25 protein-coding genes are annotated in these 24,751 nt (G+C 38.9%); 19 read left to right on the forward strand and 6 right to left on the reverse strand.

Translation table 11 applies throughout. From position 1 onward, the window contains the following. Nucleotides 1-6: 6 nt before the first annotated feature. The 10 genes from GCWU000282_RS14970 to GCWU000282_RS15015 all read left to right on the forward strand — a co-directional run bounded on the left by GCWU000282_RS14970 (nucleotide 7) and on the right by GCWU000282_RS15015 (nucleotide 8,576). Nucleotides 7-1,779, forward strand: a complete 1,773-nt coding sequence (locus GCWU000282_RS14970; RefSeq protein WP_023356030.1) for a Na/Pi cotransporter family protein — start codon at nucleotides 7-9, stop codon at nucleotides 1,777-1,779. A gap of 82 nt (nucleotides 1,780-1,861) precedes the next feature. After that, nucleotides 1,862-2,740 (forward strand): methionyl aminopeptidase, encoded by an 879-nt coding sequence (locus tag GCWU000282_RS14975; protein WP_035041457.1) that lies wholly within the window; start codon nucleotides 1,862-1,864, stop codon nucleotides 2,738-2,740. A 120-nt stretch (nucleotides 2,741-2,860) separates the two neighbouring features. Further along, a complete protein-coding gene (locus tag GCWU000282_RS14980; protein WP_023356032.1) occupies nucleotides 2,861-3,586 on the forward strand; it encodes a leucine-rich repeat protein in 726 nt (241 codons plus the stop codon). A 23-nt stretch (nucleotides 3,587-3,609) separates the two neighbouring features. After that, nucleotides 3,610-4,491: a DegV family protein gene (locus tag GCWU000282_RS14985; RefSeq protein ID WP_023356033.1), complete on the forward strand. Its 882-nt coding sequence runs from the start codon at nucleotides 3,610-3,612 to the stop codon at nucleotides 4,489-4,491. A gap of 108 nt (nucleotides 4,492-4,599) precedes the next feature. Further along, on the forward strand, nucleotides 4,600-4,749 hold the full coding sequence (gene rpmG, locus GCWU000282_RS14990; protein WP_023356034.1) for a 50S ribosomal protein L33: 150 nt from the start codon (nucleotides 4,600-4,602) through the stop codon (nucleotides 4,747-4,749). Between the two features lie 25 nt (nucleotides 4,750-4,774). Further along, the gene (gene secE, locus GCWU000282_RS14995) at nucleotides 4,775-4,984 is read left to right on the forward strand and encodes a preprotein translocase subunit SecE (RefSeq protein WP_023356035.1); all 210 of its coding nucleotides are present in this window, start codon (nucleotides 4,775-4,777) and stop codon (nucleotides 4,982-4,984) included. Between the two features lie 20 nt (nucleotides 4,985-5,004). Further along, a complete protein-coding gene (nusG, locus tag GCWU000282_RS15000) occupies nucleotides 5,005-5,535 on the forward strand; it encodes a transcription termination/antitermination protein NusG (RefSeq protein ID WP_023356036.1) in 531 nt (176 codons plus the stop codon). A 13-nt stretch (nucleotides 5,536-5,548) separates the two neighbouring features. Then, nucleotides 5,549-5,974, forward strand: coding sequence for a 50S ribosomal protein L11 (gene rplK, locus GCWU000282_RS15005; protein WP_023356037.1), 426 nt, complete (start codon nucleotides 5,549-5,551; stop codon nucleotides 5,972-5,974). Nucleotides 5,975-6,066: 92 nt separating this feature from the next. Continuing rightward, on the forward strand, nucleotides 6,067-6,762 hold the full coding sequence (gene rplA, locus GCWU000282_RS15010) for a 50S ribosomal protein L1 (RefSeq protein ID WP_023356038.1): 696 nt from the start codon (nucleotides 6,067-6,069) through the stop codon (nucleotides 6,760-6,762). A 389-nt stretch (nucleotides 6,763-7,151) separates the two neighbouring features. Further along, nucleotides 7,152-8,576: an MATE family efflux transporter gene (locus tag GCWU000282_RS15015; protein ID WP_023356039.1), complete on the forward strand. Its 1,425-nt coding sequence runs from the start codon at nucleotides 7,152-7,154 to the stop codon at nucleotides 8,574-8,576. A gap of 195 nt (nucleotides 8,577-8,771) precedes the next feature. On the opposite strand, the gene GCWU000282_RS15020 is transcribed toward GCWU000282_RS15015, so the two are convergent. From GCWU000282_RS15020 to GCWU000282_RS15035, 4 genes are all read right to left on the reverse strand, one after another. Beyond that, a complete protein-coding gene (locus GCWU000282_RS15020; protein ID WP_023356040.1) occupies nucleotides 8,772-10,046 on the reverse strand; it encodes an erythromycin esterase family protein in 1,275 nt (424 codons plus the stop codon). Nucleotides 10,047-10,447: 401 nt separating this feature from the next. Continuing rightward, nucleotides 10,448-11,413, reverse strand: a complete 966-nt coding sequence (arsS, locus tag GCWU000282_RS15025; protein WP_023356042.1) for an arsenosugar biosynthesis radical SAM (seleno)protein ArsS — start codon at nucleotides 11,411-11,413, stop codon at nucleotides 10,448-10,450. A gap of 123 nt (nucleotides 11,414-11,536) precedes the next feature. Continuing rightward, nucleotides 11,537-11,875 carry an arsenosugar biosynthesis-associated peroxidase-like protein gene (locus GCWU000282_RS15030; protein ID WP_035041396.1) on the reverse strand — a complete coding sequence of 113 codons (339 nt, stop codon included), beginning with the start codon at nucleotides 11,873-11,875 and terminating at the stop codon, nucleotides 11,537-11,539. A 22-nt stretch (nucleotides 11,876-11,897) separates the two neighbouring features. After that, nucleotides 11,898-12,335, reverse strand: coding sequence for a C-GCAxxG-C-C family protein (locus GCWU000282_RS15035; protein WP_023356044.1), 438 nt, complete (start codon nucleotides 12,333-12,335; stop codon nucleotides 11,898-11,900). Nucleotides 12,336-12,830: 495 nt separating this feature from the next. On the opposite strand from GCWU000282_RS15035, the gene GCWU000282_RS15040 reads away from it, so the two are divergent. From GCWU000282_RS15040 to GCWU000282_RS15070, 7 genes are all read left to right on the forward strand, one after another. Further along, nucleotides 12,831-14,462 (forward strand): glycosyltransferase family protein, encoded by a 1,632-nt coding sequence (locus GCWU000282_RS15040; RefSeq protein WP_035041399.1) that lies wholly within the window; start codon nucleotides 12,831-12,833, stop codon nucleotides 14,460-14,462. Nucleotides 14,463-14,639: 177 nt separating this feature from the next. Continuing rightward, a complete protein-coding gene (locus tag GCWU000282_RS15045; RefSeq protein WP_023356046.1) occupies nucleotides 14,640-15,680 on the forward strand; it encodes a nucleotidyltransferase family protein in 1,041 nt (346 codons plus the stop codon). A gap of 3 nt (nucleotides 15,681-15,683) precedes the next feature. After that, a complete protein-coding gene (locus GCWU000282_RS15050; RefSeq protein WP_023356047.1) occupies nucleotides 15,684-16,988 on the forward strand; it encodes an ATP-grasp domain-containing protein in 1,305 nt (434 codons plus the stop codon). A gap of 20 nt (nucleotides 16,989-17,008) precedes the next feature. Next, complete coding sequence (neuB, locus tag GCWU000282_RS15055) at nucleotides 17,009-18,007, forward strand: N-acetylneuraminate synthase (protein ID WP_023356048.1); 999 nt, start codon at nucleotides 17,009-17,011, stop codon at nucleotides 18,005-18,007. Between the two features lie 69 nt (nucleotides 18,008-18,076). Continuing rightward, nucleotides 18,077-19,258 (forward strand): UDP-N-acetylglucosamine 2-epimerase, encoded by a 1,182-nt coding sequence (neuC, locus tag GCWU000282_RS15060; RefSeq protein ID WP_035041402.1) that lies wholly within the window; start codon nucleotides 18,077-18,079, stop codon nucleotides 19,256-19,258. Further along, the gene (locus GCWU000282_RS15065) at nucleotides 19,251-20,222 is read left to right on the forward strand and encodes a polysaccharide deacetylase family protein (RefSeq protein WP_023356050.1); all 972 of its coding nucleotides are present in this window, start codon (nucleotides 19,251-19,253) and stop codon (nucleotides 20,220-20,222) included. The genes neuC and GCWU000282_RS15065 overlap by 8 nt, the downstream gene beginning before the upstream one ends. A gap of 46 nt (nucleotides 20,223-20,268) precedes the next feature. Beyond that, a complete protein-coding gene (locus GCWU000282_RS15070; protein WP_023356051.1) occupies nucleotides 20,269-20,763 on the forward strand; it encodes a DUF6935 domain-containing protein in 495 nt (164 codons plus the stop codon). An 82-nt stretch (nucleotides 20,764-20,845) separates the two neighbouring features. Here the strand turns inward: GCWU000282_RS15070 and GCWU000282_RS15075 are convergent, their stop codons facing one another. Both GCWU000282_RS15075 and GCWU000282_RS15080 read right to left on the reverse strand, forming a co-directional pair. Beyond that, a complete protein-coding gene (locus GCWU000282_RS15075) occupies nucleotides 20,846-21,133 on the reverse strand; it encodes a DUF4491 family protein (RefSeq protein ID WP_035041404.1) in 288 nt (95 codons plus the stop codon). 100 nt (nucleotides 21,134-21,233) lie between these two features. After that, nucleotides 21,234-22,283, reverse strand: a complete 1,050-nt coding sequence (locus GCWU000282_RS15080) for a hypothetical protein (RefSeq protein ID WP_035041406.1) — start codon at nucleotides 22,281-22,283, stop codon at nucleotides 21,234-21,236. 619 nt (nucleotides 22,284-22,902) lie between these two features. Between GCWU000282_RS15080 and GCWU000282_RS15085 the strand changes: the two genes are divergently transcribed. Together GCWU000282_RS15085 and GCWU000282_RS15090 are read left to right on the forward strand one after the other, a co-directional pair. Continuing rightward, nucleotides 22,903-23,130 carry a hypothetical protein gene (locus GCWU000282_RS15085; RefSeq protein ID WP_023356054.1) on the forward strand — a complete coding sequence of 76 codons (228 nt, stop codon included), beginning with the start codon at nucleotides 22,903-22,905 and terminating at the stop codon, nucleotides 23,128-23,130. Further along, nucleotides 23,105-24,643 carry a hypothetical protein gene (locus tag GCWU000282_RS15090; protein WP_156913165.1) on the forward strand — a complete coding sequence of 513 codons (1,539 nt, stop codon included), beginning with the start codon at nucleotides 23,105-23,107 and terminating at the stop codon, nucleotides 24,641-24,643. The genes GCWU000282_RS15085 and GCWU000282_RS15090 overlap by 26 nt, the downstream gene beginning before the upstream one ends. The last annotated feature ends 108 nt before the right edge of the window (nucleotides 24,644-24,751 follow it).

Consider the following 24,751-nt stretch of genomic DNA (forward strand, 5'->3'; position numbering starts at 1 on the left):
TATCAAATGACAATTTATTCTGTTTTTTCGCTGTTAGGCGGGCTTGCATTCTTTCTGTTCGGAATGAATGTGCTTTCGGGAAGCCTTGAGAAGGTGGCCGGAGGCAGGCTTGAGACCATGCTTAGGAAGCTGACATCTAATGTGTATATGAGTTTGTTTTTGGGACTGTCAATTACGGTAGCCCTGCAGTCATCTTCAGCTCTTACAGTTATGCTGGTCGGTCTTGTAAACTCGGGAATTATAACCCTTTCGCAGACCATCTTTGTTATCTTCGGTGCGAATGTGGGAAAGACAGCTACATCCTGGTTACTTTCCTTAAACAGTATACAGACTGAGAACTTTTTCCTTTCATTACTGAAACCGGCTAATTTTTCGCCTATAATGGCTATAATAGGCGCATTCATGATGATGGCATGCAAAACTCAGAAAAAAAAGAATATAGGTACAATTCTTATAGGTTTTGCCCTTCTTATGCATGGAATGGGACTGATGTCGGATTCGATGTCTCCTCTGGCCAAAATGCCTGAATTCACAAGTGTGCTCACAGCCTTTAACAATCCTATCATAGGTGTGCTTATCGGTGCTGTATTTACGGGAATTATCCAGTCCTCGGCAGCTTCTGTAGGTGTGCTGCAGGCACTTTCACTTACAGGCTCAATTACCTTTGGTATGGCGATTCCTATAATCATGGGTGAAAATATCGGAACCTGTGTGACTTCACTTCTCTCCTCAATCGGAGTTAAGAGAGATGCAAAGCGTGTTGCGATAGTGCATATAAGTTTTAATATAATAGGTACTGTAGTCTGTTTGGTTATCTATTTTCTTTTAAGATATTTACTTCAGCTTGCAATTTTTGACAAACCGATAAGCATAATTGCGATAGCTGTATTCCACACAAGCTTTAACCTGTTTACTACCTGCATCCTGCTTCCTTTCAACAAGATACTGTTGAAGATTGCTTATGCTATTGTTAAAGATGAGGGAGCGGAGAAAGAAGCAGAGAAAGAAGTTCTCTTTGACGAAAGGCTTTTGCTTTCTCCGGGACTTGCAATTTCCCAGGCAAGAAGCAAGGTTAAGGAAATGAGCCGTATTTCAAGAGAAAATCTTATAAGAAGTATGGAAAACCTTGAAAACTTTAACAAGAAGAGAGGTGAGGAGATTAAGAAGGCTGAAACCAGACTTGATTATTTAGAAGATGAAATAGGTTCCTTCCTTATTAAAGTATCTTCCAAAGAAGTAAATACGGTTGAAGGAAATACTATATTTGAAATGCTCCATGCAATCAACGATTTCGAGAGAATAGGTGACCATGCCGTTAATATGCTCAAGACTGCAAGGGATATGAACGTAAAAGATTTAAAATTCTCGGAATCGGCCCTCGCAGATTTTAAGGTAATGAATCTGGCGCTTACTGAAATACTTAATATGACTGTAGACTGCTTTGCTACAGACGATGCAGAAATGGCGGCGGAAATAGAGCCTTTGGAGCAGGTAATAGACGGTCTCAGCAAAGAAATGAAGGACAGGCATATAAAACGTTTACAGGCAGGAGTATGTAATGCCGAACTTGGAATTCTGCTTACGGATATAATTTCTAATTGTGAGAGAGTTTCGGACCATTGCTCCAATATTGCGGTCTGCATAATTCAGAGTAAGACATCATCATTTGAAACACATGGCTATCTGAATGAGTTAAAAAGCAGCAATAGTCCTGAATTTAAGTCAAAATTTGAAAGGTATCAGAAAAAATACAGACTTTCCGATGAAATGCCTTATTAATCCCTTGACTTTAATAAATAAAAAAAGTATAGTCATAAATGGCTGGTTAGCAACAGCTAATGAAAAGAATGAAGGTAAGAAAATGTTTTTAGATAAGATAGGAAGAAATGATGATTGCTGGTGCGGAAGCGGCAATAAATACAAACATTGTCATCAGATTTTTGATGAGAAGCTGGCAGAGTTAAAGGCAAGAGGCCGCAAGATACCTACCCACAAGATGATTAAAAATGCTGCTCAGATAGACGGAATCAGGGAGGCGGGCAAAGTAAACAATGCCATACTTGATGAAGTTGCATCTAAGATTAAGATGGGTATGAGTACGGAGGAGATTAATTCTATAGTTGTAGAAGCCACAGCAAGATTGGGCGGAATAGCTGCTCCGCTCAACTATGAGGGTTTCCCGAAGAGTGTGTGTACTTCTATAAATGATCAGGTTTGCCACGGAATTCCTTCAGCAGACGATATCTTAGAAGACGGAGATATAGTAAATGTAGATGTAACCACTATATATAAGGGTTTCTATGCAGATGCATCAAGAATGTTTCTGATTGGAGATGTACTTCCTGAGGACAAAGAGCTTGTGAAGGTGGCAAGAGAGGCTATAGATATAGGACTTTCGGCTGTAAAACCTTGGGCTTGTCTGGGAGATGTAGGACAGGTTATAAATGATTTTGCGACAAAACATGGTTACTCGGTTGTCAGGGAAATCGGTGGGCATGGTGTAGGCATAGAGTTCCACGAGGATCCTTGGGTAAGCTATGTAAGCAAGAAGAACACAGGATATGTACTTGCTCCGGGCATGGTATTTACCATAGAGCCTATGATAAATGAAGGCAAGGCAGATATTTTCATAGACGAGTCAAATGAATGGACAGTATATACTGAGGATGGCTCATATTCGGCTCAATGGGAAGTGACTGTAGCAGTTACGGAAGATGGATACGAGGTTTTGGCATCGTAAAGTACGCTGTTAAAAACAGGATGTTGAAAGACAAGAAATTTCATTAAATGCGAGTCTGTAACAGACTTGTACTTTTGATATCTGCAACATTAAAATAAGGAAGTAATAAGAGGAATTTGGATGAAATTGAAGTCAATAAAGATTGCGGTTTTTGCAGCATTTACGTTTTCAGTACTGTGGTTTACCGCTGAAGGGGTAAAGGCGGAAACAAAAAATATAAAAATAACTCCGGCAGAAGTTACAACAAACGGCGATGAAGCTGTGAGCGGAGGAGCAGTTGATACTGCAAGTCAGGGAGGGATAACTGCAACTTCTCCCGCTATAACAACCACACCGCCTGCGGTTACAAGCCCCGGCGGAATACAGCCCGGTGATGAGGACGAGGAAGAGAATACTACAGGAGTAGAAATATTTGATGAGTTTTCAGTCGGAGGGATATTATATACAGTAACTAATATAAAAGGTAATAAGGTATATTTAGGAGTTTCAGGTGTTGTTAATGACAGGGTAACTACCGTATTTATACCAAAAAAAATAAAATACAAAGGCAATGAAATGGTAGTTACTTCCATTGAAGATGATGGTTTTTCATATATGGACAGACTTAGAAAAGTAGTTGTCGGTGCTAATATTACCCATATAGGTGAAGATGCGTTCAGAGAATCGGTTAAGTTTGACAGATTGGTTATCAAAACCAATAAACTTAAAAAGGTCGGGAAAAATGTTTTTAAGGGCGCAGGAAAAAAACTTATTATAGAAGTATCGAAAAAATCTTTGGGAAAATATAAAAAGATGCTTACAAATAAAGGTGTTAAGATTAAGGAAATAAGGGTTATCAAAAAATAATCCGCAAATTGAGGAGATAAGATATGAGCGATTTTGTATTAAGCTGCTGTTCTACCGCTGATTTGTCTGCTTCGCATTATGAGAGCAGAAATATCAACATTATTCCGTTTCATTTCAGTCTGGACGGTGTAGAGTACTTGGATGACGGTACCATGCCTATAGAAAAGTTTTACAGTGAAATGGCAGCAGGTAAAATGACTTCTACTTCCCAGGTAAATGTTGAGGAGTATGAAAACTATTTCGAAGAATTTCTGAAACAGGGAAAAGATATCTTGCATCTTACACTTTCTTCAGGTATTTCGGGCACTTACAATTCGGCTATGATAGCAAGGGAGGGAGTTGCGGAAAAATATCCTGACAGAAAGATATTTGTAGTTGACAGCCTTGCAGCCTCATCAGGATATGGACTGCTTATGGATAAACTTGCAGACCTCAGAGATGAGGGAAAAAGCATTGAAGAAGTAAGAGATTTTGCAGAAGCTGACAGACTTAGGGTAAACCACTGGTTTTTCTCAACGGACCTTACTTACTTTGTCAGAGGCGGCAGAATATCTAAGGCAGAGGGGTTCCTCGGCAATATGTTAAGTATCTGCCCATTGCTTAATGTAAATAATGAAGGAAAGCTTAAACCGCGTGAAAAGGTCAGAACTAAGAAGAAGGTCTATAACAGAATAGTGGAAATGATGGAAGAGCTTGCAGACAACGGGTATGATTATTCGGATAAATGCTACCTTTCTATGTCTGCCTGCATAGAAGATGCACAACAGGTTGCCATGCTTATTGAGAAAAAATTTCCGAAAATAAAAGATAAAGTCCTTATAAATAATATAGGAACAACTATCGGAAGCCATACCGGACCGGGAACAGTTGCACTGTTTTTCTGGGGCAAGGAGAGAGGCGAGTAAAAAAATATTGACTACTCGCCTTTTCTGTGCTATATTGATATAGCGAGATGAAAGAGGTCTTTTTTTTATGCCTAAAAACAAGGTAATTTTAAAGCGGAGGTGAAATTAATGCGAGTTAAAATCACACTGGCATGTACAGAGTGTAAACAGCGTAACTACAATACGATGAAGGAGAAGAAACTTCATCCGGAAAGAATGGAAACAAAGAAGTATTGCAGATTCTGCAAGAGACATACTTTACACAAAGAAACAAAGTAGTTGTGTGAGTTGAAAGGAATGTAGAATGGGAGACAAGGCGAATAAGACTAATGAGAATGTGGCTAAGACCGGGTTTTCTCAGGAAGTCAAGTCGGAGTTTAAGAAGATAATCTGGCCAAGCAAAGAGTCCCTTACAAAAGAGTCAGTTGCTGTAATAGCAACTACTATTGTACTTGGAGCTGTAGTAGCCCTTATTGATTTGGGCATCCAGTACTTAATCAATGGTGTTCTTTAATATTAAAAAAAGGTGATTATATGGCAGAAACTAATTGGTATGTGGTGCATACTTACTCAGGATATGAGAATGCAGTCAAAGATGACATTGAAGCAACTATCAGAAGCAGAAATTTACAGGAGCAGATAAAAGAAGTTCTTGTACCAACTGAAGAAGTTACCATAATCAGAAGTGGTAAGGAAAGTAAGAAGGGCAAACCTACACCAAGAAAGCTCTACCCCGGTTATGTTTTCATAAATATGGAAATGAACGATGAAACCTGGTATGTTATAAGAAATACCAGAGGTGTTACGGGCTTTGTGGGACCCGGCTCAAAACCTGTTCCGCTTTCAGCTGAGGAAATGGACAAAATGTTAAATTCGGTCCGCAGCTCAGTAGAAGCAGATATAGAGGTCGGAGATTGGGTAAGGATTGTGACCGGATCTTTTCAGGATAGAGAAGGCGAAGTTATCGAAGTTAATCTTGATGAAAGACTTGTGACGATAAATATCAATTCTATGGGAAGAGATACACCGGTAGAAATTAGTTTCACAGATATCAAGAAGATTTAACGGAGGTTATGATATGGCTAAGAAGGTCGAAGGTTATATAAAATTACAGATCCCTGCAGCAAAGGCTACACCGGCTCCACCTGTAGGACCTGCACTTGGACAGCACGGTGTTAATATTGTCCAGTTTACAAAGGAGTTTAATGCACGTACAGCTAAAGATGAGGGTATGATTATCCCTGTAGTTATTACTGTATATGCTGACAGAAGTTTTAGTTTTGTTACAAAGACTCCTCCTGCACCGGTTCTTTTAAAGAAAGCAGCAAAGATTGAAACTGCATCAGGTGTACCTAACAAGAATAAGGTAGCTAAGATTCCTTCTTCTGAGGTAAGAAAGATTGCAGAGATTAAGATGCCGGACCTTAATGCATCAAGCATTGAGGCAGCTATGAGCATGATAGCCGGCACAGCCAGAAGTATGGGTATTGTTATAGAAGACTGATTATCAGTCGGTGATTATTAGATTGTAGTGTGAGTGGGAGATTCTCTTAAGAAGAGGTCGAACAGTTAGATAACCACAGGAGGTTTTTAATAATGAAAAGAGGAAAGAAATATCAGGACGCAGCTAAGCTTGTTGAAAAGACTAAGGTTTATGATACAGAAGAAGCCGTAGAACTTGCAAAGAAGACAGCTGTGGCTAAATTCGATGAAACTATCGAAGCACATATCAGACTCGGTGTAGACGGTCGTCACGCTGATCAGCAGATTCGTGGTGCTGTGGTGCTTCCTCACGGAACAGGTAAGACTGTTCGTGTGCTTGTATTCGCAAAGGGTACAAAGCTTGATGAGGCTCAGGCAGCAGGAGCAGATTTTGTTGGTGGCGAAGAACTCATTCCAAAGATCCAGAACGAAGGTTGGTTCGATTTTGATGTAGTTGTAGCTACTCCTGACATGATGGGTGTTGTTGGTCGTCTTGGCCGTGTACTCGGACCAAAGGGACTTATGCCAAACCCAAAGGCAGGAACAGTAACTATGGATGTTACTCAGGCTGTTAATGATATTAAGGCAGGTAAGATTGAGTATCGTCTTGATAAGGCAAATATTGTACATGTACCGGTTGGAAAGGCATCTTTTACTAAAGAGCAGCTCGCAGATAATTTCACAGCACTTATGAGCGCTATAATAAAGGCAAAGCCGGCTTCAGCTAAGGGCCAGTATTTAAGAAGTGTAACAATAGCTTCTACAATGGGCCCTGGTATCAAAATAAATACGTCTAAATTGGTAGGCTAATTAGTTAAAAGTTGACATTTAGGCAGTTGAGAAGCCCTTTTCCTTTACATCGCGCATATATATTGCAGCCTGTTATCATAACAGGCTGCTTTTGTTACCGGGAAATCCTCAGAAGATTCCGTAGCAAAAAGTTCTCCGATTGATGTGCAAGCATACACTTTTTATTAATGGAAATATCTCAGAAATTTCTTATTCATAAAAATTCTCTCTGAGAAATCGCACTGTGGCGGTATGTAGATGTCGCTTATGCGATCCGCCGCAGGCGAAGAAGCTGTCGCATTAAGAACGAGATATACAAAATACAGTAATAATTTGATGAAAAATTTACTATACCTGACGGTACTTTTACGTATTGGGATAGCTCCTTTTTACATAAAACGGAGGTTTACATGGGAATAAAAAATAATCTCATAAACAAGCTTGGCGGTGCAAAAGATATGACTAAGGGAAGGCCGGGAAAGAGGTTGATAGAATTCTCGATTCCCCTTCTGATAGGAAATTTTGCGCAGCAGCTTTATAGTACGGTTGACTCTATCATAGTAGGAAAATATGTAGGGGATGAAGCTTTGGCAGCCATTGGAGCCAGCGGAGCCCTTGTTTTCCTGCTCATGGTTTTATTTATAGGAATATCAATGGGAGCAGGAATCCTTGTTTCACAGTATTTTGGAGCCAAAAACAAAGAAAGGCTGTCTAGGACTATAGGTAATGCCATTATCTTAAACGCTATAATAAGTGTTATTATTATGATTCTCGGAGTATTCTTTATAAGGCCGTTTCTGGAACTTCTTAGGACTCCGGAGGCCATACTGGATATGGCAGTCAGTTATACTATGATTAGCTGTCTCGGAATTATGGGAACAAGTTACTATAATATACTCTCAGGTCTGCTAAGAGGAATGGGAGATTCCGTTATGCCCCTCTTTTACCTGATAATATGCACTATTACCAACATTGTACTTGATCTTATCTTTGTTGGCCCTCTCAGAATGGGAGTTGCCGGTGCAGCCTATGCAACCATCATATCCCAGATAATATCGGCAATTCTCTGCTATCTTAGAATGCTTAAGATGAAGGATGTACTTACTCTTGATATCAATGCATTTAAGTTTGATGGGAAGCTGTCAAAGCAGCTTATCAGGCTTGGACTTCCGGTAGGTATTACACAGGCGTTATTTGCAGTGGCTGCAATTTTTGTTCAAAACTTAACAAACACCTTTGGAACTGTCTTCATAGCAGCCTCTACTGTTGTAATGAGGGTGGATGGTTTTGCCATGCTTCCCAACTTTACTTTCGGTACGGCTATGACTACCTATGCAGGTCAGAATGTAGGTGCGATGGAGATAGGCAGGATGAGACAGGGTACAAAGGAAGGACTTAAAATCGGAGTGACAACATCGGTTGTTTTAGTGGGGCTTATCCTTATATTTGGAAAAATTCTGATGGGCTTATTTACCAATACCGATGAGGTAATAAATGTAAGCTATGAAATGATGTGTATACTCTCTGTAGGCTATATAGGAGTTGCCATCAATCAGATACTTTCGGGTACAATAAGGGGTGCGGGAGATACAATGACACCTATGTGGATAGCTTTGGTAACGACAACACTTATAAGACTTCCCATTGCTTACGGAATGGCATATTTTACAAGAAGTGAAACCTTGCCTAACGGAGAACCCCGAAGTATTTATTATTCCCTGGTCTTTGCCTGGGTGCTCGGAGCCATCATAACAGCAATTATTTACAAGGCAGGGCGCTGGGCTAAGAGAGCCAGAATAGGCGGCAAGATAGTAGATATTTCAAATATGGATTAAATAAAAACCGCACCCGGTTGATGGGTGCGATTTTTTAGTTGATAGGTTTAACGAAATTTTTTCTGAAGTGGTTGAGGCTTCAATTCAGAGTATAATTAATAAATGTGTCCATTTCAAGGATTAATCCACAACTTGTAAAAGTTCTAGAAAAATTGCAAAATTAATATGGATTTACCCCAAAAATATGAAAAAGCATTATTCTAAAATTTCTATAGGTGTAGCGTCATATAGAAAAATCATAGCATCATATAACTTTGTGGGAGTTTCACGTATTATATAGGTTATAGGTAAAAACTTCATAAAGAAATAATATTCCTCACCCAGACTTCCCATATTAAGAGGAGAGTTTATCAGCTTATTTACCTTTTCATTCTTTTCATCCACATCGGAGAACTGAAACAGATATTTATTATCGTGATATTTAGCCTGATAAGCCAAGGTGTCGGCTGAACAGAAGGTAGCGGTAGTTCTTACACCGTTATTCTCAAAGTCGGGTACATTCACGGAAGTATTGTAAAAGTCTGTTCCTACGGCAAAATAAGCAGAGTTATAATGCTCATGTAAGTTGTGCCCCATATTTACATAAGTAGGAGTTGAAAATGCTATATGTCCGTCATGCCCTGAAATAAATATCTGAGAACGTCCGAGACTTTCCTCGTATTCCTGTATCCACTGTACATTCTCTGCCATATATTTGTCTCTGACTGTTGAGCTTTCAATCGGACTTTTATTTATGGTTTTATAATATTCCACACTTTGTCCAAAAACATTGACAGCCTGTAAGTAAGGTGCAATTTTTCTCTGTTCTCCTATGATATTATATTCCTCAGTCATTGCATCCGATATTTTGCCTAATATTTCTAAAATTTTATCAGAGTTTTCAGGAGTAATAGGAAGCAGGGACTTTTCCAAATCCACATCGGTAAGTATTTTACTTCTTTTACAAAACTCTGTTATAAACTTCAAATCTTTATCGGGATTCTGCATATCAAAACCATAGAAATTAAGCTTTTCACTTTTCGGTGCGGTTTCATTATACTCCCTCATCCACTCTATCAAATCAGCCATTTCCTTTGTGCGGTAGATAGAAAAGGCAAGGTCTTTTACTATATCGGTAGCATTTCCTTTGCCGCCATGGATATAATTATTTATAGTCATACCCTCGCCCCAGTCGGTTTCAAGTGCGAAACTTCTTATATTTGTTGTCGCTACCAGATGCTTTAGAACTTCAAGCCTCAGTTCCTGAAATTCTTTATTTCCATGCGTAGCTTCACCCAGGGCGATAACTTTGGCTGATTCAGGCACAGTCAAATCCTCTACATTTTTTGCAACTGAGTCTACCTCTGCAATTTTATGTGCAGACAGGAGACGGGGAAGATATATCCAGGCTGCATCAGCCAGCCCTGCAAGTAAGGCAATAGAAAAAACAGTGATTACGAAGAATTTTAATATTTTTTTAAATGTTTTCATAGTTTTCCTTTCTGAACGTTATTATTGTATTGGTGTACTATATACATAGTACAATAAATATTCAAAAAGTCAAGCACTATTTTTATTTATATAATGACACCCATTGATACAGGATTGCTACTCCTAATATTCTGTCCTTCTAATTACCAGGGCTGACTGTGGACTCTCACCTATTAGAAACTTATTCCACAAGATGCACAATAAAAAAAGTGTGTGCTTGCACACACTTCGCGCGCGAGCGGTGCCACAAGGCAAACTTCCCTGCCGCGAGCTGCGCATCCCTCGGAGAGATTTTTGTTTAATAGGGAATTTCAAAGAAATTTCCTATTAAATAAAAAACAAGAGGGTGATAACCTCTTGTTTTTTAGACAGTATCTGCACCGCAGCTATAATGCACCGCCTCAGCTTGAGCCTGCTCCGGCTGTACAGGCGTAACAATGCTTGTCTGCAAGTATATTTCTTTTTTTATAAGGTTTGCCTAACAAATCAAAAATAGTTTTTTCAGGTGAAAGGCAGGGAAGCCCTGCTGCAAGATTGAAATCGCAGTCATATATTTTTCCGTCGTAGTCGACAGAGAGCTGAAAACGGCACATTATAGACTGTGCAGCTACAGGATTGAAGGCTGAGTACAGTTTTTTGAGATAGCCTTCAAGATTATTTGTTCTTGCAAGAAAAGCTCCGAAACGCCCAAGAGGATTGTTGTATAGTGTATAGAGGGAATTAAAGATAATACCGAAGTCAGCCCCAAGCCTCTCCTTATATTCTTTTTCCATAGCGCATTGATCCGGTGGGAAAAAGGCTCCGGCAGGATTGTAAACCAGATTAAGCACAAGATTTTCATCCCTTCCGTAGCCAATCTCATTTAATTTTTGAAGCATGGTTATGGATTTTTCAAAGGTCATATCACCTCTTACTTTATTTGTTTCAAGGGCACGATAGTAGGGAAGTGAACAGACTGTTTCAACACCGTTTTTTGCATAAAATTCAGGGAGGTCAGTATAGCCCTCTTCGGTCAGTATAACTAAATTAGTGCGAACTATAAGCCTTTTTGCAATTTTTGAAGCCCCTTCTACAAGGTAGCGGAAGTCAGGATTCATTTCCGGGGCGCCGCCTGTTATATCTATTGTGGCAATATTCTGTTCCTTCACATAGGTAAGTGCGGCATCCATAACTTCACGTGACATCTCCTCGGTTCTTCCCGGACCGCTAAGTACATGGCAGTGCTTACAGGCAAGATTACATTTTCTTCCTATATTCATCTGAAGTACATCCAGTGAATCCGCGGTCTGTAGACAGGCCTCATCCACAATATCCCGAAAATCCGGTACTGAAGTTATATCCGCAAAATTTCTGACCATTTCGTCCATTTATATCTCCTTCACAAAACACACATATACATAAAGAACTGCCACAATAAGTTTTTAGGCTTATTATGACAGATTTGAAACATTTGAAACAACCCCTAATTTGGGTTAAACTCCCGGGATAGTTTAGAATTCAAGTTTTTCAACTATATTTTTAGCCTGTACACCATGTACAAGGGAAGCTCCTCCCCTGATAGCAACAGCGACATGCACGGCTTCCATAATCTGCTCTTTGTTAACACCCTTATTCAGACAGTCATTTGTAAAAGCGTCAATGCAATATGGACACTGAACAGTATGTGCCACTGCAAGGGCTATAAGGGATTTTTCTCTGGCAGTGAGTGCACCTTCGGCAAAGACTGAGTTGTAATATTCAAAGAATTTTTCACCTGCCTTAGTTGTAGGTGTCTCACCCGCTACCGAACCAAATTTAGCAAGATCTTCCGGATTGTAATAAGTTTCCATAGTAACCTCCTGATTATAAGTTTTAATTTTCCATCTCGTCCAAAATTTTAAGCGCACTTTGAACGAGGCATGGACAGACTTCAAATAGTACACCGCTCTCAAATATCTTTGGAACATCCTCCGGTTTTGAGAAATCATATCCAAGCAATTCCCTGCATGAACAATGGTTGTGAGCTGATTTGAACTTTTCTAAGAATTCAGCCCTCTTAGCGTTAAGTATATCTTTTTGTTCCTGCTGATTTTCGCCGGTATTGCCATATTTCATGCCAAGTACAAGCATTGCACCGATAATAGCACCACAGGATTCACCTATACCCATTCCGCCACCAAAGGCAGAAGATACTTTGATGGCATCCTCTTTAGACAGACCGAGCCTGTCTGCCCATTCTCCCATAATTATCTGGGAACAGTCAACACCATTCATAAAGGAATCAGATATATTTTGTTTGGTTAATTCCATATTTCCTCCTTGAACAATTAAACTACGATTATTGTATCATATGGAATCAGGTAAGTCAGCATTTATACATACAATCGATAAAGCGCACAATATATAACGAAATCCGATAAGTATATGTTGATATGTTTATCCATAACCATACTTAACCCCGATTATTCACGCATAGGTCACAGACCTCTTATTCTGCCGCTACAATAGATAAACTGTATTCGGACTGTGACCGGGGGTGAGATTACCAAACATCTGCAAGATATTGCAATTGATGGTCTGATATTTGATACTGCTATATTTCACTAGGTGTTTCGTGAATAATTTGGGCTAAAATATTCAATAACTATGGGCTAATGTTGTATGTTTGGTTAAAAAATGTTAGAATTATAGTTATAGATTAGATAGATTGCCCGAAACTCTGTAATATAAAATTTTTGTAGTATCTTTATCAGCTATACTGTTGAAAATAATTGGAAAAGAATAAAGATTGGTTTGGAGGCTGAATTGAAAAAATATCTTAGTCTTGATGAAAACGGGTATAGCTTTTTAGATATACTTTTGGATGAACGTGTAGTTTTTGGAGATCTTGCAGTTTCGAGAGACCTTGTAAGGAAAGCCGGAGGGATAAATACCCGGCTTAAAGCTAAAAGGAAGTATGAACTGGTACTCAGAATAGCTGAATTTGGCAATGTAAAAATAGAAGAAGCTGTAGATGACGACGACATTACCGCCTGTAACAGCTTAGAAAAGCAGGACGAGAGCTTTATATTTTTTGATGATAATGAAACAGAAGGCAACATTATAGACAGCCTGACAACAGATTGTTATCTGATTGCAAAGTACAGCGAAAAATTAATTGTGCACAACCTATTTAATCCTGCGGTAGAAACTATACTGGCGGAGGCGGAGGATAAAGGATTTAAGGATGAGGCTGTGGCTATGTTGGAAGGGTTTTTATCAAAAAATGACAGCTTTTATAATATAGATGACTGCACAAGGCCCGTACTTATATTTAAGGGGAATGATACCTGTTATAATGTACTGAACACCTTTGCAGATGAATTAAAAAAGTCAATAGAAAAATCAGGTTACAAAACAGAAATTTTTGATGTGGACAGGGAAGACTGGAAAGAAGTTGTCAGATATCAGAACAAACATTATAAGGCGGTAGTGGGCTTTCAGTCCTTTTTGTTTTCGGTGAAAATGGAGGATGGAAAGAGATATCTGGCGGATTCTATAAAGGCACCAAAGTTTAATTTTCTTCTGGATGCCCCTATTTGCTTCAGCTCTCACTTAGGGTATAAGGCCTCGGATTTTACCATACTTACACATGATATAAACTATAAAAATTTCCTGGAAAAACATTATAAGCAACAGGCAAAAATATTGCCTCCGGGAGGAATAATTTTTAAGAATCCCGTAAATATAAATGAAAGAAAATATGAGCTTACATTCTTAGGCAGTTACGGAGACTACAGAAAGATACTTCTGGAACTGGAAGGACTGTCTACAGAAGATAAGGCTGTCGGAAAGGCTTTGTTTGAAAAGTTAAAACTTGAACCTGAACTTACACTGGAGGCAGGCTTTGACAAGGCGATTAAAGAAAAAGGACTTGCAATGGATGAAGATACCTACCTTGCAAGGCTTCATAGTGTTAGAAGAGTGCTTTATGCGGCTTCTTATTATTTTAGAGAAAAAGCCATAAAAGCCATATTGGAATCGGGACTCAGGCTTACAGTCTTTGGTGAAAGCTTTAAGAACAGCCCTTTTGTAAATTATAAAAACTTAAATATCTGTGAAGAAGTTCCTGCTGAAAGAAGCCTTGAAGTGTACGGGAACTCAAAGATTTCACTTAATTTTATGACCTGGCATAAGGCAGGGCTTACCGAGAGAATGGCAAATATTATGCTAGCGGGAGCAGTTCTTATTACTGACTATACGGATGGATTCAATGAAGGCTCGGGGGAAGATTTTGTGGATTTTAAGCTTTCTGATATAGACTGTCTGCCTGAGAAAATAAAGGAATTGCTTAAAAATGAAAGCCTTTTAAGTAAAATAGCCCATAACGGAAGAAAAAGAGCCCTCAACTCTATGACCTGGGATAAAAGGGCTGAGGAGCTGCTCGAACTTATATAGATAATCAGTGTTAAAAGCATAAAAATTCAATGCAGGCTTGCTTGCAAAAGAACTTATTATCTTTTGACACGTAAAAAATATGAGTAAGCAGCTATTTTGCAAGGATTGTGCGAAGCGATGCTGTAACAATTTTGTAACAATGGGTGTCAAATTCAATATTTGCGGATAGGAGTTTCCATGGAAGTTAAAGATTTTTTTGTTGGTGAAGATGAAAAAATACTGGATGCAATGGAGCATCTCGGTGAACTGGCACTTAAGGTACTCTTTATAGAACATGGGGGCAGACTTGCCGCGTCTCTGACAGACGGAGACATACGCAGATGGATATTAAACGGGGGTGACTTAAAAGAACCTGTTAAAAATGTGGCAAACTATGAGCCCAAGTATCTGGTACATGCCACAAGGGAGGCAGCCCTTGCCTTTCTTAAAGAAAAAAGCATAGAGGCTGTACCTATAGTAGATGAAAAATTAAGAGTTATAGACATAGTTTTCTGGAATGAAACAGCTATCCCTGTGTGGAAGAATACCTTAAAAACTCCTGTTGTAATTATGGCCGGCGGACAGGGAACCAGGCTTTATCCCTATACCAAGATTCTTCCAAAGCCCCTCATACCGGTGGGTGAACTTCCTATAGCGGAGATTATCATTAACCGTTTCAGAGAATACGGTTGTGAGGAATTTAACTTAGTCCTTAACCATAAGAAAAATATGATTAAGGCATATTTTAACGAGATAGAAAAAGATTATAAAATAAATTATATAGATGAACCCCTTCCTCTGGGTACGGGAGGCGGAGTAAGGCTACTAAAGGGAAGGCTGAATGAAACTTTTTTCCTTACAAACTGTGATATCCTTATAAATGAAGATATGAGCAAGATATATGAATTTCACAAGGAAAAGAAAAATCTTGTAACAATGATTTGTTCGCTAAAGACCTTTAAGCTTCCTTACGGTGTGGTGAATATAGAAGAGGGAGGCGGACTGCTCAGCTTTTCAGAGAAGCCTGAGTATTCATTTTTCACCAATACAGGCTGTTATATAGTAGAGCCTGAGGTTATGGATGAGATAGAAGAAGGGGTAGCGGTAGGCTTTCCGGAGATTATCGAAAAGCTTAAAAATGGCGGTAAAAACGTGGGAATATATCCGATTAGTGAAAATGCCTGGCTTGATATGGGCGAAATAGATGAACTGGAGAAAATGAAGAGCAGACTGGAGTAGTGTATGAGAAAGAAGGTGCTGATATATCCCTGTGGTACGGAAATAGCCTTTGAAATATATAATTCCGTAAAATATTCCACTTTTTTTGAAGTCTACGGCGGAAGCTCGGACTATGACCATGGACATTTCGTTTACGATAAATTGGTAGAGAAGCTTCCGTTTATCACAGATAACAGCAGCAGGGAGGAAGTAAGCAAGTTTAATGCGGCGGTAAAGAATTATGGTTTTGACTTCATCTATCCGGCTATGGACGGTGTACTTACCGTATTTGCAAGGTACAGGGAAGAACTGGATGCCGTCCTTGTGGCTCCGGATGCCTTTACTTCGGAGGCGGCCAGAAGAAAGAGCAAGACCTATGAGCTGCTTAAAGGGATAATTCCCCTTCCAAGGCTGTATAAGGAGGATGAAATCCCTGAAAAATACCCTGTATTTACAAAGCCTGATATAGCACAGGGCTCAAAGGGGGCAAGAAGGATAGATACAAGAGAAATATATCTTTCTCTTAGAAATTCAGGAGAAATATCCGACAATCTGGTGCTTGAATACCTGCCCGGAAAAGAATATACCATAGACTGTTTTACAAACCTTGAGGGCAGACTTGTATATGCAAGAGGGAGAGGGCGAAACCGTATAAAGACAGGAATCAGTGTAAATACGGAACTGGTGGCTGAATCAGAAAACAGGATATTTTGGGAGCTTGCGGAGAAGATAAATTCAGTACTCCACCAAAGAGGAGGATGGTTTTTCCAACTCAGAGAGGCAGAAAACGGAGAGCTTAAGCTTCTTGAAGTATCTGCGAGGATAGCGGGAACTTCTGCAATAACACGCAATATAGGGGTAAATCTTCCTTTACTTACCCTCTTTACCTTTAGCGGGCAGAACATAGAGGATATTATTATAAATGATTACAAGATAGAGTTGGACAGGGCATTTGCCAATTCCTATCGTATCAGTCTTGAATATGAGAGAGTTTATATAGATTTTGATGATACACTTATATGGAATGGAAAAGTTAATCTAAGGCTGATTTCATTCCTGTATCAATGCCTGAATGAAGGCAAGAAACTAATTCTCATCACAAGGCATAGCGGAGATTTGACGGAAGAACTTATTAAATACAGGCTTTCAAACCTCTTTGATGAAATTATTCATTTAAACAAAACAGAACAAAAAAGTGATTTTGTTGATAAAACAGGTGCAATTCTTATAGATGACTCTTACGGAGAGAGAAAAGAAGTACATGAAAGGCTTGGTATACCTGTATTTGACGTACCTATGACAGAATGCTTGATAAAATCTGATGACTGAAATTAAGGAGTGACAAAGTAATGAGCGTGCTTATTATTGCCGAGGCAGGAGTTAATCACAACGGAAGTCTTGATTTAGCCTTAAAAATGGTTGATGAAGCAAAGAGGGCGGGAGCGGATATTGTTAAATTTCAGACAGCCATACCTGAAAATGTCATTTCAAAATATGCGGACAAGGCGGAATATCAGAAGAAAACTACGGGAAATGAAGAAAGTCAGCTTGAAATGTGTAAGCGGATTCACCTTAAGCTTTCGGATTATGATATTATAAAGAAGTATTGCGAAGAAGCAGGGATTGAATTTTTATCAACCCCTTTTGATTTGGAAAGTATAGACTATCTTGAAAAATTAGGTATGAAGCTTTGGAAGATACCATCAGGAGAAATAACCAATCTTCCGTATCTGATTAAGATAGCAAAAACAGGTAGGCCTGTTATTATGTCTACGGGAATGGCTGAGCTTAAGGAAGTAGAGGAAGCTGTAAATGTACTTAAGGAGAATGGAGCGGGAGAGATAACCCTGCTTCACTGCACAACTGAGTATCCGGCGCCTTTTGAATCTGTGAATCTAAGGGCTATGAATACACTTCGTGAAAAATTCGGAACTGAGGTAGGATATTCAGACCATACGGTAGGCTTTGAAGCAGCGGTGGCAGCAGTCGTACTTGATGCATCTGTTATAGAGAAGCATTTTACGTTAAATCACAACATGGAAGGACCTGACCATAAGGCAAGTCTTGAGCCGGAAGAGTTTGAAGTTATGGTAAATAACATAAGGCTGATTGAAAAAGCCCTGGGAGACGGAGTGAAACAGCCTGCAGAAGCCGAGAAAAAGAATATAGCCATAGCCAGAAAGAGCATAGTAGCTGCCAGGGATATTAAAAAGGGAGAAATTTTTACCGAGGATAATATAACTGTCAAACGTCCCGGAAGCGGGATAAGCCCTATGAAATGGTTTGAAGTTCTGGGAACTGAGGCTGTCAGAGATTTTGGAGAAGATGAACTTATAGAGCTTTCTTAGAATTATAGACTTGAAATAGGCTTGCCAATCTATTCTACAACTATAGAACAAATAAGGAGGATGAAGACCATGAAAAAACTGGCTGTAGTGACAACCACAAGGGCTGATTATGGCCTGCTTCATCCTGTTATAAAAGGTTTTAGGAAGCTTGAAGATGAAGCTTTTAAACTTATTCTCATAGTTACAGGCACTCATTTGGTGGAAAAATTCGGTTATACAGTGTCTGAAATTGAAAATGACGGATTTAGGATAGATTATAAAATAAAAACAGCTATGAATTCAGGAAGTAATGAGGAGATTGCAGAAAATATTTCTACTGTGATGACGGAACTGACCAAAGTATTTGAAGCTGAAAAGCCGGACGGAGTTATGATTTTGGGTGACAGGTATGAGATGCTCGGAGTTGCAACAGCGAGTCTTATAACCTCTTCTCCCATCCTTCATATAAGCGGAGGGGATACCACAGAGGGTGCAATAGATGAATATATAAGGCATGCACTTACCAAGATGAGCTATTTACATTTTACTACCAATGAAACCTCGAAAAAACGTGTAATTCAGATGGGAGAGGAACCTGAAAGGGTTTTTAATGTAGGCTCCACAAGTATAGATAATATTTTTAATGAAAAACTTTTAACTCAGAAAAAAGCCCTTGAAAGCATAGGACTTACAGCAGATAAATATATAATATGCACCTATCACCCGGTCACCCTCTTGACTTCAGACGGATTAAAAGAAGTGGAACTACTGGCGGGAGTATTGGATGAATTTGTAAAGAAAGGCTATCATATTATAGTTACCAAGGCAAACGCGGATTTGGGCGGAAACAGGATAAATGAATTTTGGGATGAGATTGCAGCAAAAAATACGGGATTTTCAGTATTTGCGTCCCTTGGAAGGCTTCGCTATCTATCTCTGGTAAAATATGCTTCGGCTGTAGTAGGCAATTCTTCTTCAGGCATAGTGGAAGTGCCGGCTCTTAAAGTGCCGGTAATAGATATCGGAAGCAGACAGAAAGGAAGAACAAGAAGTAATGCTGTGTTGGAAGTAAATTTAGATGATGATGGCAGGAAATTAACGGAAACTCTTGAATTTGCCCTAAGCGAAGAGGGAAGGCTGAGAGCAGAGCAGGGAGACAGCCCATATGGGGAAGGAAGGGCAGCAGAACAAATAGTCGGTATAACCATGGACTATCTTAAGAAAGGGATGAATTTAAGCAAGAGCTTTTATTTGCCGGAAAACTATGAATAAACTGTATATTTCAATGTATCATTACACCAGATACATCAAAAACAGCCGCTATCCCTCTATAAAGGGACTGGAAACGGAAGATTTTAAGAAACAGCTTGATTTTTTTAAGGAAAATTTTAACGTAGTAACCATGGAAGAGGTAATCGAGGCGGTTCAAGAGGGAAAGAGGCTTCCTGAAAAAGCCCTGCTTCTGACCTTTGATGATGGTTATACAGATAATTATACGGTAGCCCTTCCACTACTTTTGGAAAGGGGATTGCAAGGCTCTTTCTTTGTACCGGCAAAGCCGCTTGTTAGTGCAGGACTTTTGGAAGTAAACAAGATACATTTTACTCTGGCAAAAGGAAATGAGAAGGAAATTGTAAATGATATACTGGATTATTCTTTGAAAATAAAAGAAAAGCTGAAGGAAAAGCTAAACATAGCTAACAGAGATATTTCTGAGGAACTGTATAAAAGATATGCGGTTTCAAACGGAAGAGATACCGTGGATACAAGTTTCATAAAGAAAATGCTTCAGGAAGTCCTGCCTGCGGGAAACAGAACTGAGATTATTGATATCTTGTTTGATAAATATGTTGACGTATCCGAGGAAGTGCTTGCAAATGAACTCTATGTTAATAAAACTCAGCTGAAAGTAATGAAAAAACTGGGAATGTTTATAGGAGTGCATGGCTATGAGCATAATCACTTAGCTCTGCTTTCAGAGGAAGAGCAGAAAAAAGACCTGGAAGCAGCTCTTTGTGTAATGAAGGAGTTTATAGATGAGGATGCCTGGGTAATGAATTATCCGTACGGAAGCTACAATGAAACCACCTTAAGACTTGCAAAAAGTCTGGGAGCGGTACTGGGGCTTACCACAAGGAGAGGGATAGCAGACATAAAGTCTGATTCTGCGTTAGAACTGGCAAGGTTTGACTGCAATGATTTTCCGCCTAAGAGTGAGGGGTATTCTCTGTTTTAAAATTAGGAACATATTAATCAATTTTTATAAATGAAAGGGGTAATTTATGGAACTGGTATTTGAAAAACTGCCAAAGAATTTGCAGGAAATGATGGAGCTGGAATATGCTTCTTTAGCAAAGCCCGAATATGCGCCGGCATTGTACCTTGCGGCGGTGAAGGCGTATGTGGAGGATAAGGAAGCTGCTTATGAAATGATTAGGTATTTGCAGGGACCGAGAGAATTTACCGGTATGGATAAGCAGTTCCTTAAAGACAGAATGTGTGACAAGGCAGACTATATAGTTGAATCGTATTTTAAGGGCTCAACTGTGCAAAATAATTATACGCCTACTCTGCCTTATACTGTATCATTAACTGAAAATCCCTACAGTTATTCTGTAGAGGGTTATGTAAAGCTCTTTCTCAGGTCGGCGGGAGCAGACAGTGAAAGACCGGTTGTTGTGAGGCTGAAACCGTCCACGGGACAGTGGTTCCTTTGGGAACAGTCCTCTGTGCTTATGGGCATAAGAATTCCTGTAGCAAAGGATCCTTGGGCTTAGCAGAGCTGCCTGCTATTTATTGCTAAAGACAATCTGCCATATGACAAATGTATCTGTACATATGGCAGATATATGGAATATTTTATTTTTTACGGGCCGGGTTCTCAGGAAACCAGCCCTTTTTTACACGTTCTTCCTGTTCAATAAGCTCTTTTATACTCCAAAGGCAGGAGATACCAAAGACAGCTATAAGTCCGCTTATAATTGAGTTTGATACAAACAGAGAAAGAACAAGAGAAGCCAGGCCGACTATCAGAAACAATGGCCAGATATTTTTTGAAAAATAATATTCTCCCTTAACTACTATTACATGGAAGCAACCAATAAGTAAAAATGTGGCTACACCAATTATAAGTCCATAAAAATTCATATTTCCTCCCGGTATGTTTAAAAGTTTTGCCATCAGAACGGCAAAAGTAGTATAGCATAACTAAGGCTGGATTAGAACATGCTAACTAATAAAAAAACTATTAATTAGGTCTGTCCTGATCTCCGTCACCCTTCATAAATACAGTGTTTTCATAAGGAGAACGTACATAGATATCTATGTTCTCCGCTACAAAAGGTGAAAAATAGTTAGGTATTATATTGGTATCATCTTCTTTTCTTTCGCTAAAACCTGCTGAAATTATGTATTTTTCTTCAAAACCGTAGGTATACAGGTCGATATATTCATAATTTTCGCTTTTTATAAGATTTTTCAAAAAAATTCCAAGATTTGAGAATAAGCTTTGCTCCCCGATATAATCAACTATCCTAAGAGCCTTGCTTTGAAGGGCATTTTCTTCCCTGAGCACTATCAGAGCTTTGGCTTCATTCTCCGAAGAAGTGATTTCATACACCATATATTCCCTGATTGGATGTAAGAAGAACCTTTTATTTATATACCAAAGGTCTTTGTAGGGTACAGCTTCTTTATCGGGAACAAAACCTGAAGCTATTTCTTCTATATTATATATGGGTTTAATAATGACAGACTCTGCCTTGACATCTGTATATTCTCTTATAGGCTTATAAGATATTTTAGCTATTTTGAAACTGTTGTCCTCTAACATTGTTTCATTTAGCAGATAATAATGTTTCATCTTGGCTACAAACTCCTTAAATGCCACCTTTCTTATAACAGCAGAGGTGTTTTTGTTAATACCTATTCCTATATTATAACGGTGAGGATATATAAGTTTAAGTCTTTTGATTAGTTCTATCCCCAAGAAGGGGAGATTACCCACTTCGACCACAACCTTCCATATACTTCCCCATATATCCCTTTTAGATACATCCTCAGTATCGGAGCAGGGCAGGAAGCCGCACATACCACATATCTTATGGTTTACTTTGTTTTTAGCTATTATAATATGAAGTGTTACCTTATCTTTATCTAAGAATTCATAATTAAAAAGCTCTTTATTGACAGAAAGAATATGTCCTCTTTTCCAGTGCTTATCTAAAAAGCCCATAATTTCGGCGGCTTCATCCGCTCTTGCAAGCCTTATATCATATTGTTCATCAAATCTGTTCATAACAACTCCTATAAATATTAATATGATGCTGATACATACTTTACTATATTTCCCGGGTTTTGTACATAAGCCCCAATTATCCGCACTATAGGTCACAGACCTCTTATCCTGCGTAGTACAGTAGGATAACTGTATACGACACTGCCTTAATTTTGCCTTATTTCTGACCCGGTAATGTAAGAAAGGGCTATTATAACACTAAAACTTTATCACAAAAGGAGGTTTTTTTGTATAATATTATGAAATATGAATTTAATCTTGCTTTTTGAAAATAAATGGTGTATTATATAGTCAAGGTTACAAATTGGTTACAAAATAGGCTTTTTGTAATCTGGGAGAAACTAATAATTATTTTTTTCAGATTAGCCTAAAGGCGGGTATCTATAAGGGTTTAGATATGAGTCATTTGAAAAAAATAAAAAAAGTTTCAAAAAGGTGTTAAGTTTTTAATCTCTCTGTCCGATATAATTTGTGTAAGTCGAAACAATGAGACAATAAGCTAGACAGATTACCTTAGCGTACATAGGGTAAGATGATAGCCAGCCAGGGATGGTGCAAGGGAGATTATCTTAGCGTATATAGGATGAGGTCCCGTCAATAATAAGGAGGTTATTTAATCATGAATTTCAAGAAAACAATCGCAAAGTCACTCGTAGTTGCTATGGCACTCGGAATGGTTCCGGTAGCTAATTTGCAGACAGCTAAGGCAGCAGCAAAGCCTACAGCTCTTACTTTGGTAGGAGAGTCAGGATTGGTTACTGCTACAAGCGCCAAGTATTGGGCAATCGCTAAAAAGGTTGATAAGGCCGGAAAAGGAACTGTTGAGATTGGTGGTAAAAAACTATAAAGTATCTAATGTTCAGGAATATCTTGGAGCAATAGATGTATATTCAGTTCTTAAGGGTAAAGCAGGAACAGTGGTAATCGGTACTACAGCAACTCCTGATAAAGATAATTGGGATGTTTTGGAGATTCCTGCTGTTGAAAAATCATTAAAGGTACAGTATGTAGCTAAAAAAGATAAGGTTAAAGGTCTTGAGGGAGCAGCTCAGCATGCTTTTGGCGGAGACTTTGGTTACCTTGTAGCAACTAAAGTAGGTGCGAATAAAAAGACAGAAGAAGTTACACTTGATGCTAATGTTGAAGGTAAGTTAAACGATGGAAACTGGCAGGCTTTGACAGCTTTATTTGGAACTCTTGATAACGATGGAGTAAACGGTAAACTTAAGATATTTGCTCAGAATGGTTCTACCCTTTCATTCAGAATTAAGGCAAAAGACGGAGCATTTGCTAGTAGCGAGGCTAAGGTGAAGATTACACCTCAGGCTAAGGCTCCTGCTGTAAAGTTTGATGTAACAAAAGAAACTGCTGCTATTAAGAAGGGAATGGATTGGCAGGTAGTTGAGATTGGAACTGATGCTCCTGCTCCTGTTGTTGCTAACTGGGCTGCTGCAGGTGCTAATGCAAAATCAATGGCTATTACTGAACTCAAAGCAGGTGGTAGTGGTGGAAGTGCATTAAATCCGGAAAAAAGCTATGCTCTTTTTGTAAGATCATCAGCTACTGATAAGAAGATTGCTTCTAAGTATTCAATGGTTACTCTCAAGGCAAGACCTAAGACAATGAAATTTAAAGATGATAAGATTGAGGGTGAGGGTACAGACATTCAGGATTCTACAGGAGCTAAAACCCTTGGTTCTATTAAGTCTGTTCTTTCATATGACTTAAGCAAGGGCGCTGTACTTACAAATGTAAGTACAGATGATTGGGAGTATGCTTTATCCAAAGATACACCTACTAAGTGGAGTACTCTTAAGGCTCCTAAGGATGTAAAGAAGCCTTCAGTAGCTAAGCTTAAATATTCAGCTACAGAAAAAGCTAATACATTTGGATGGACAGGTGCAAAGCTTTATTTAAGAGTTGCAGGAACCAAGCAGACTAAGGAAGGCGTAGCTACCTTGGCAGGTGTTATAGTTGACAAGGAAGTAAAACTTACAAAGACTGCACAGACCTTAAAGTTTGAATCTGCAACAGCAGAAAATGCTACAGATAATACCAGTGATCTTACTACACTTAAGCCTAAGTATAAGATTGCTACAGGTACAGCAGCTGTAATTACACTCAAGGCAAAGGTTGAAAAGTTTGTAAAGCCTGAGGTTGCTCCTAAGATTAAGGTAACAGAGGGACCTAAGGTTAAGGTTAAGGCAGGTAAAGTTAATTCAGAAGGTAAGTTTGATATAACTATTGACATTGCTAAGAGCTTATTTAAGACTCCTGAGTCAATTGCTAATGTTAAATTTAACTTAAAGTTTGAAGGACTTGATCAGGACTTTACTCTTGAACTTGCTAAGAAAGACTGATTTATCTGACTTGATAATTAAATAAGTAATTTTACCCCGCTCAGGGCAACCTGAGCGGGGTATTTTTATAGGGAAACTGCTTTGAACATTTGGTAGTCGGAATAAACA

The organism is Catonella morbi ATCC 51271 (assembly GCF_000160035.2).
Taxonomy (GTDB): Bacteria; Bacillota; Clostridia; order Lachnospirales; family Lachnospiraceae; genus Catonella; species Catonella morbi.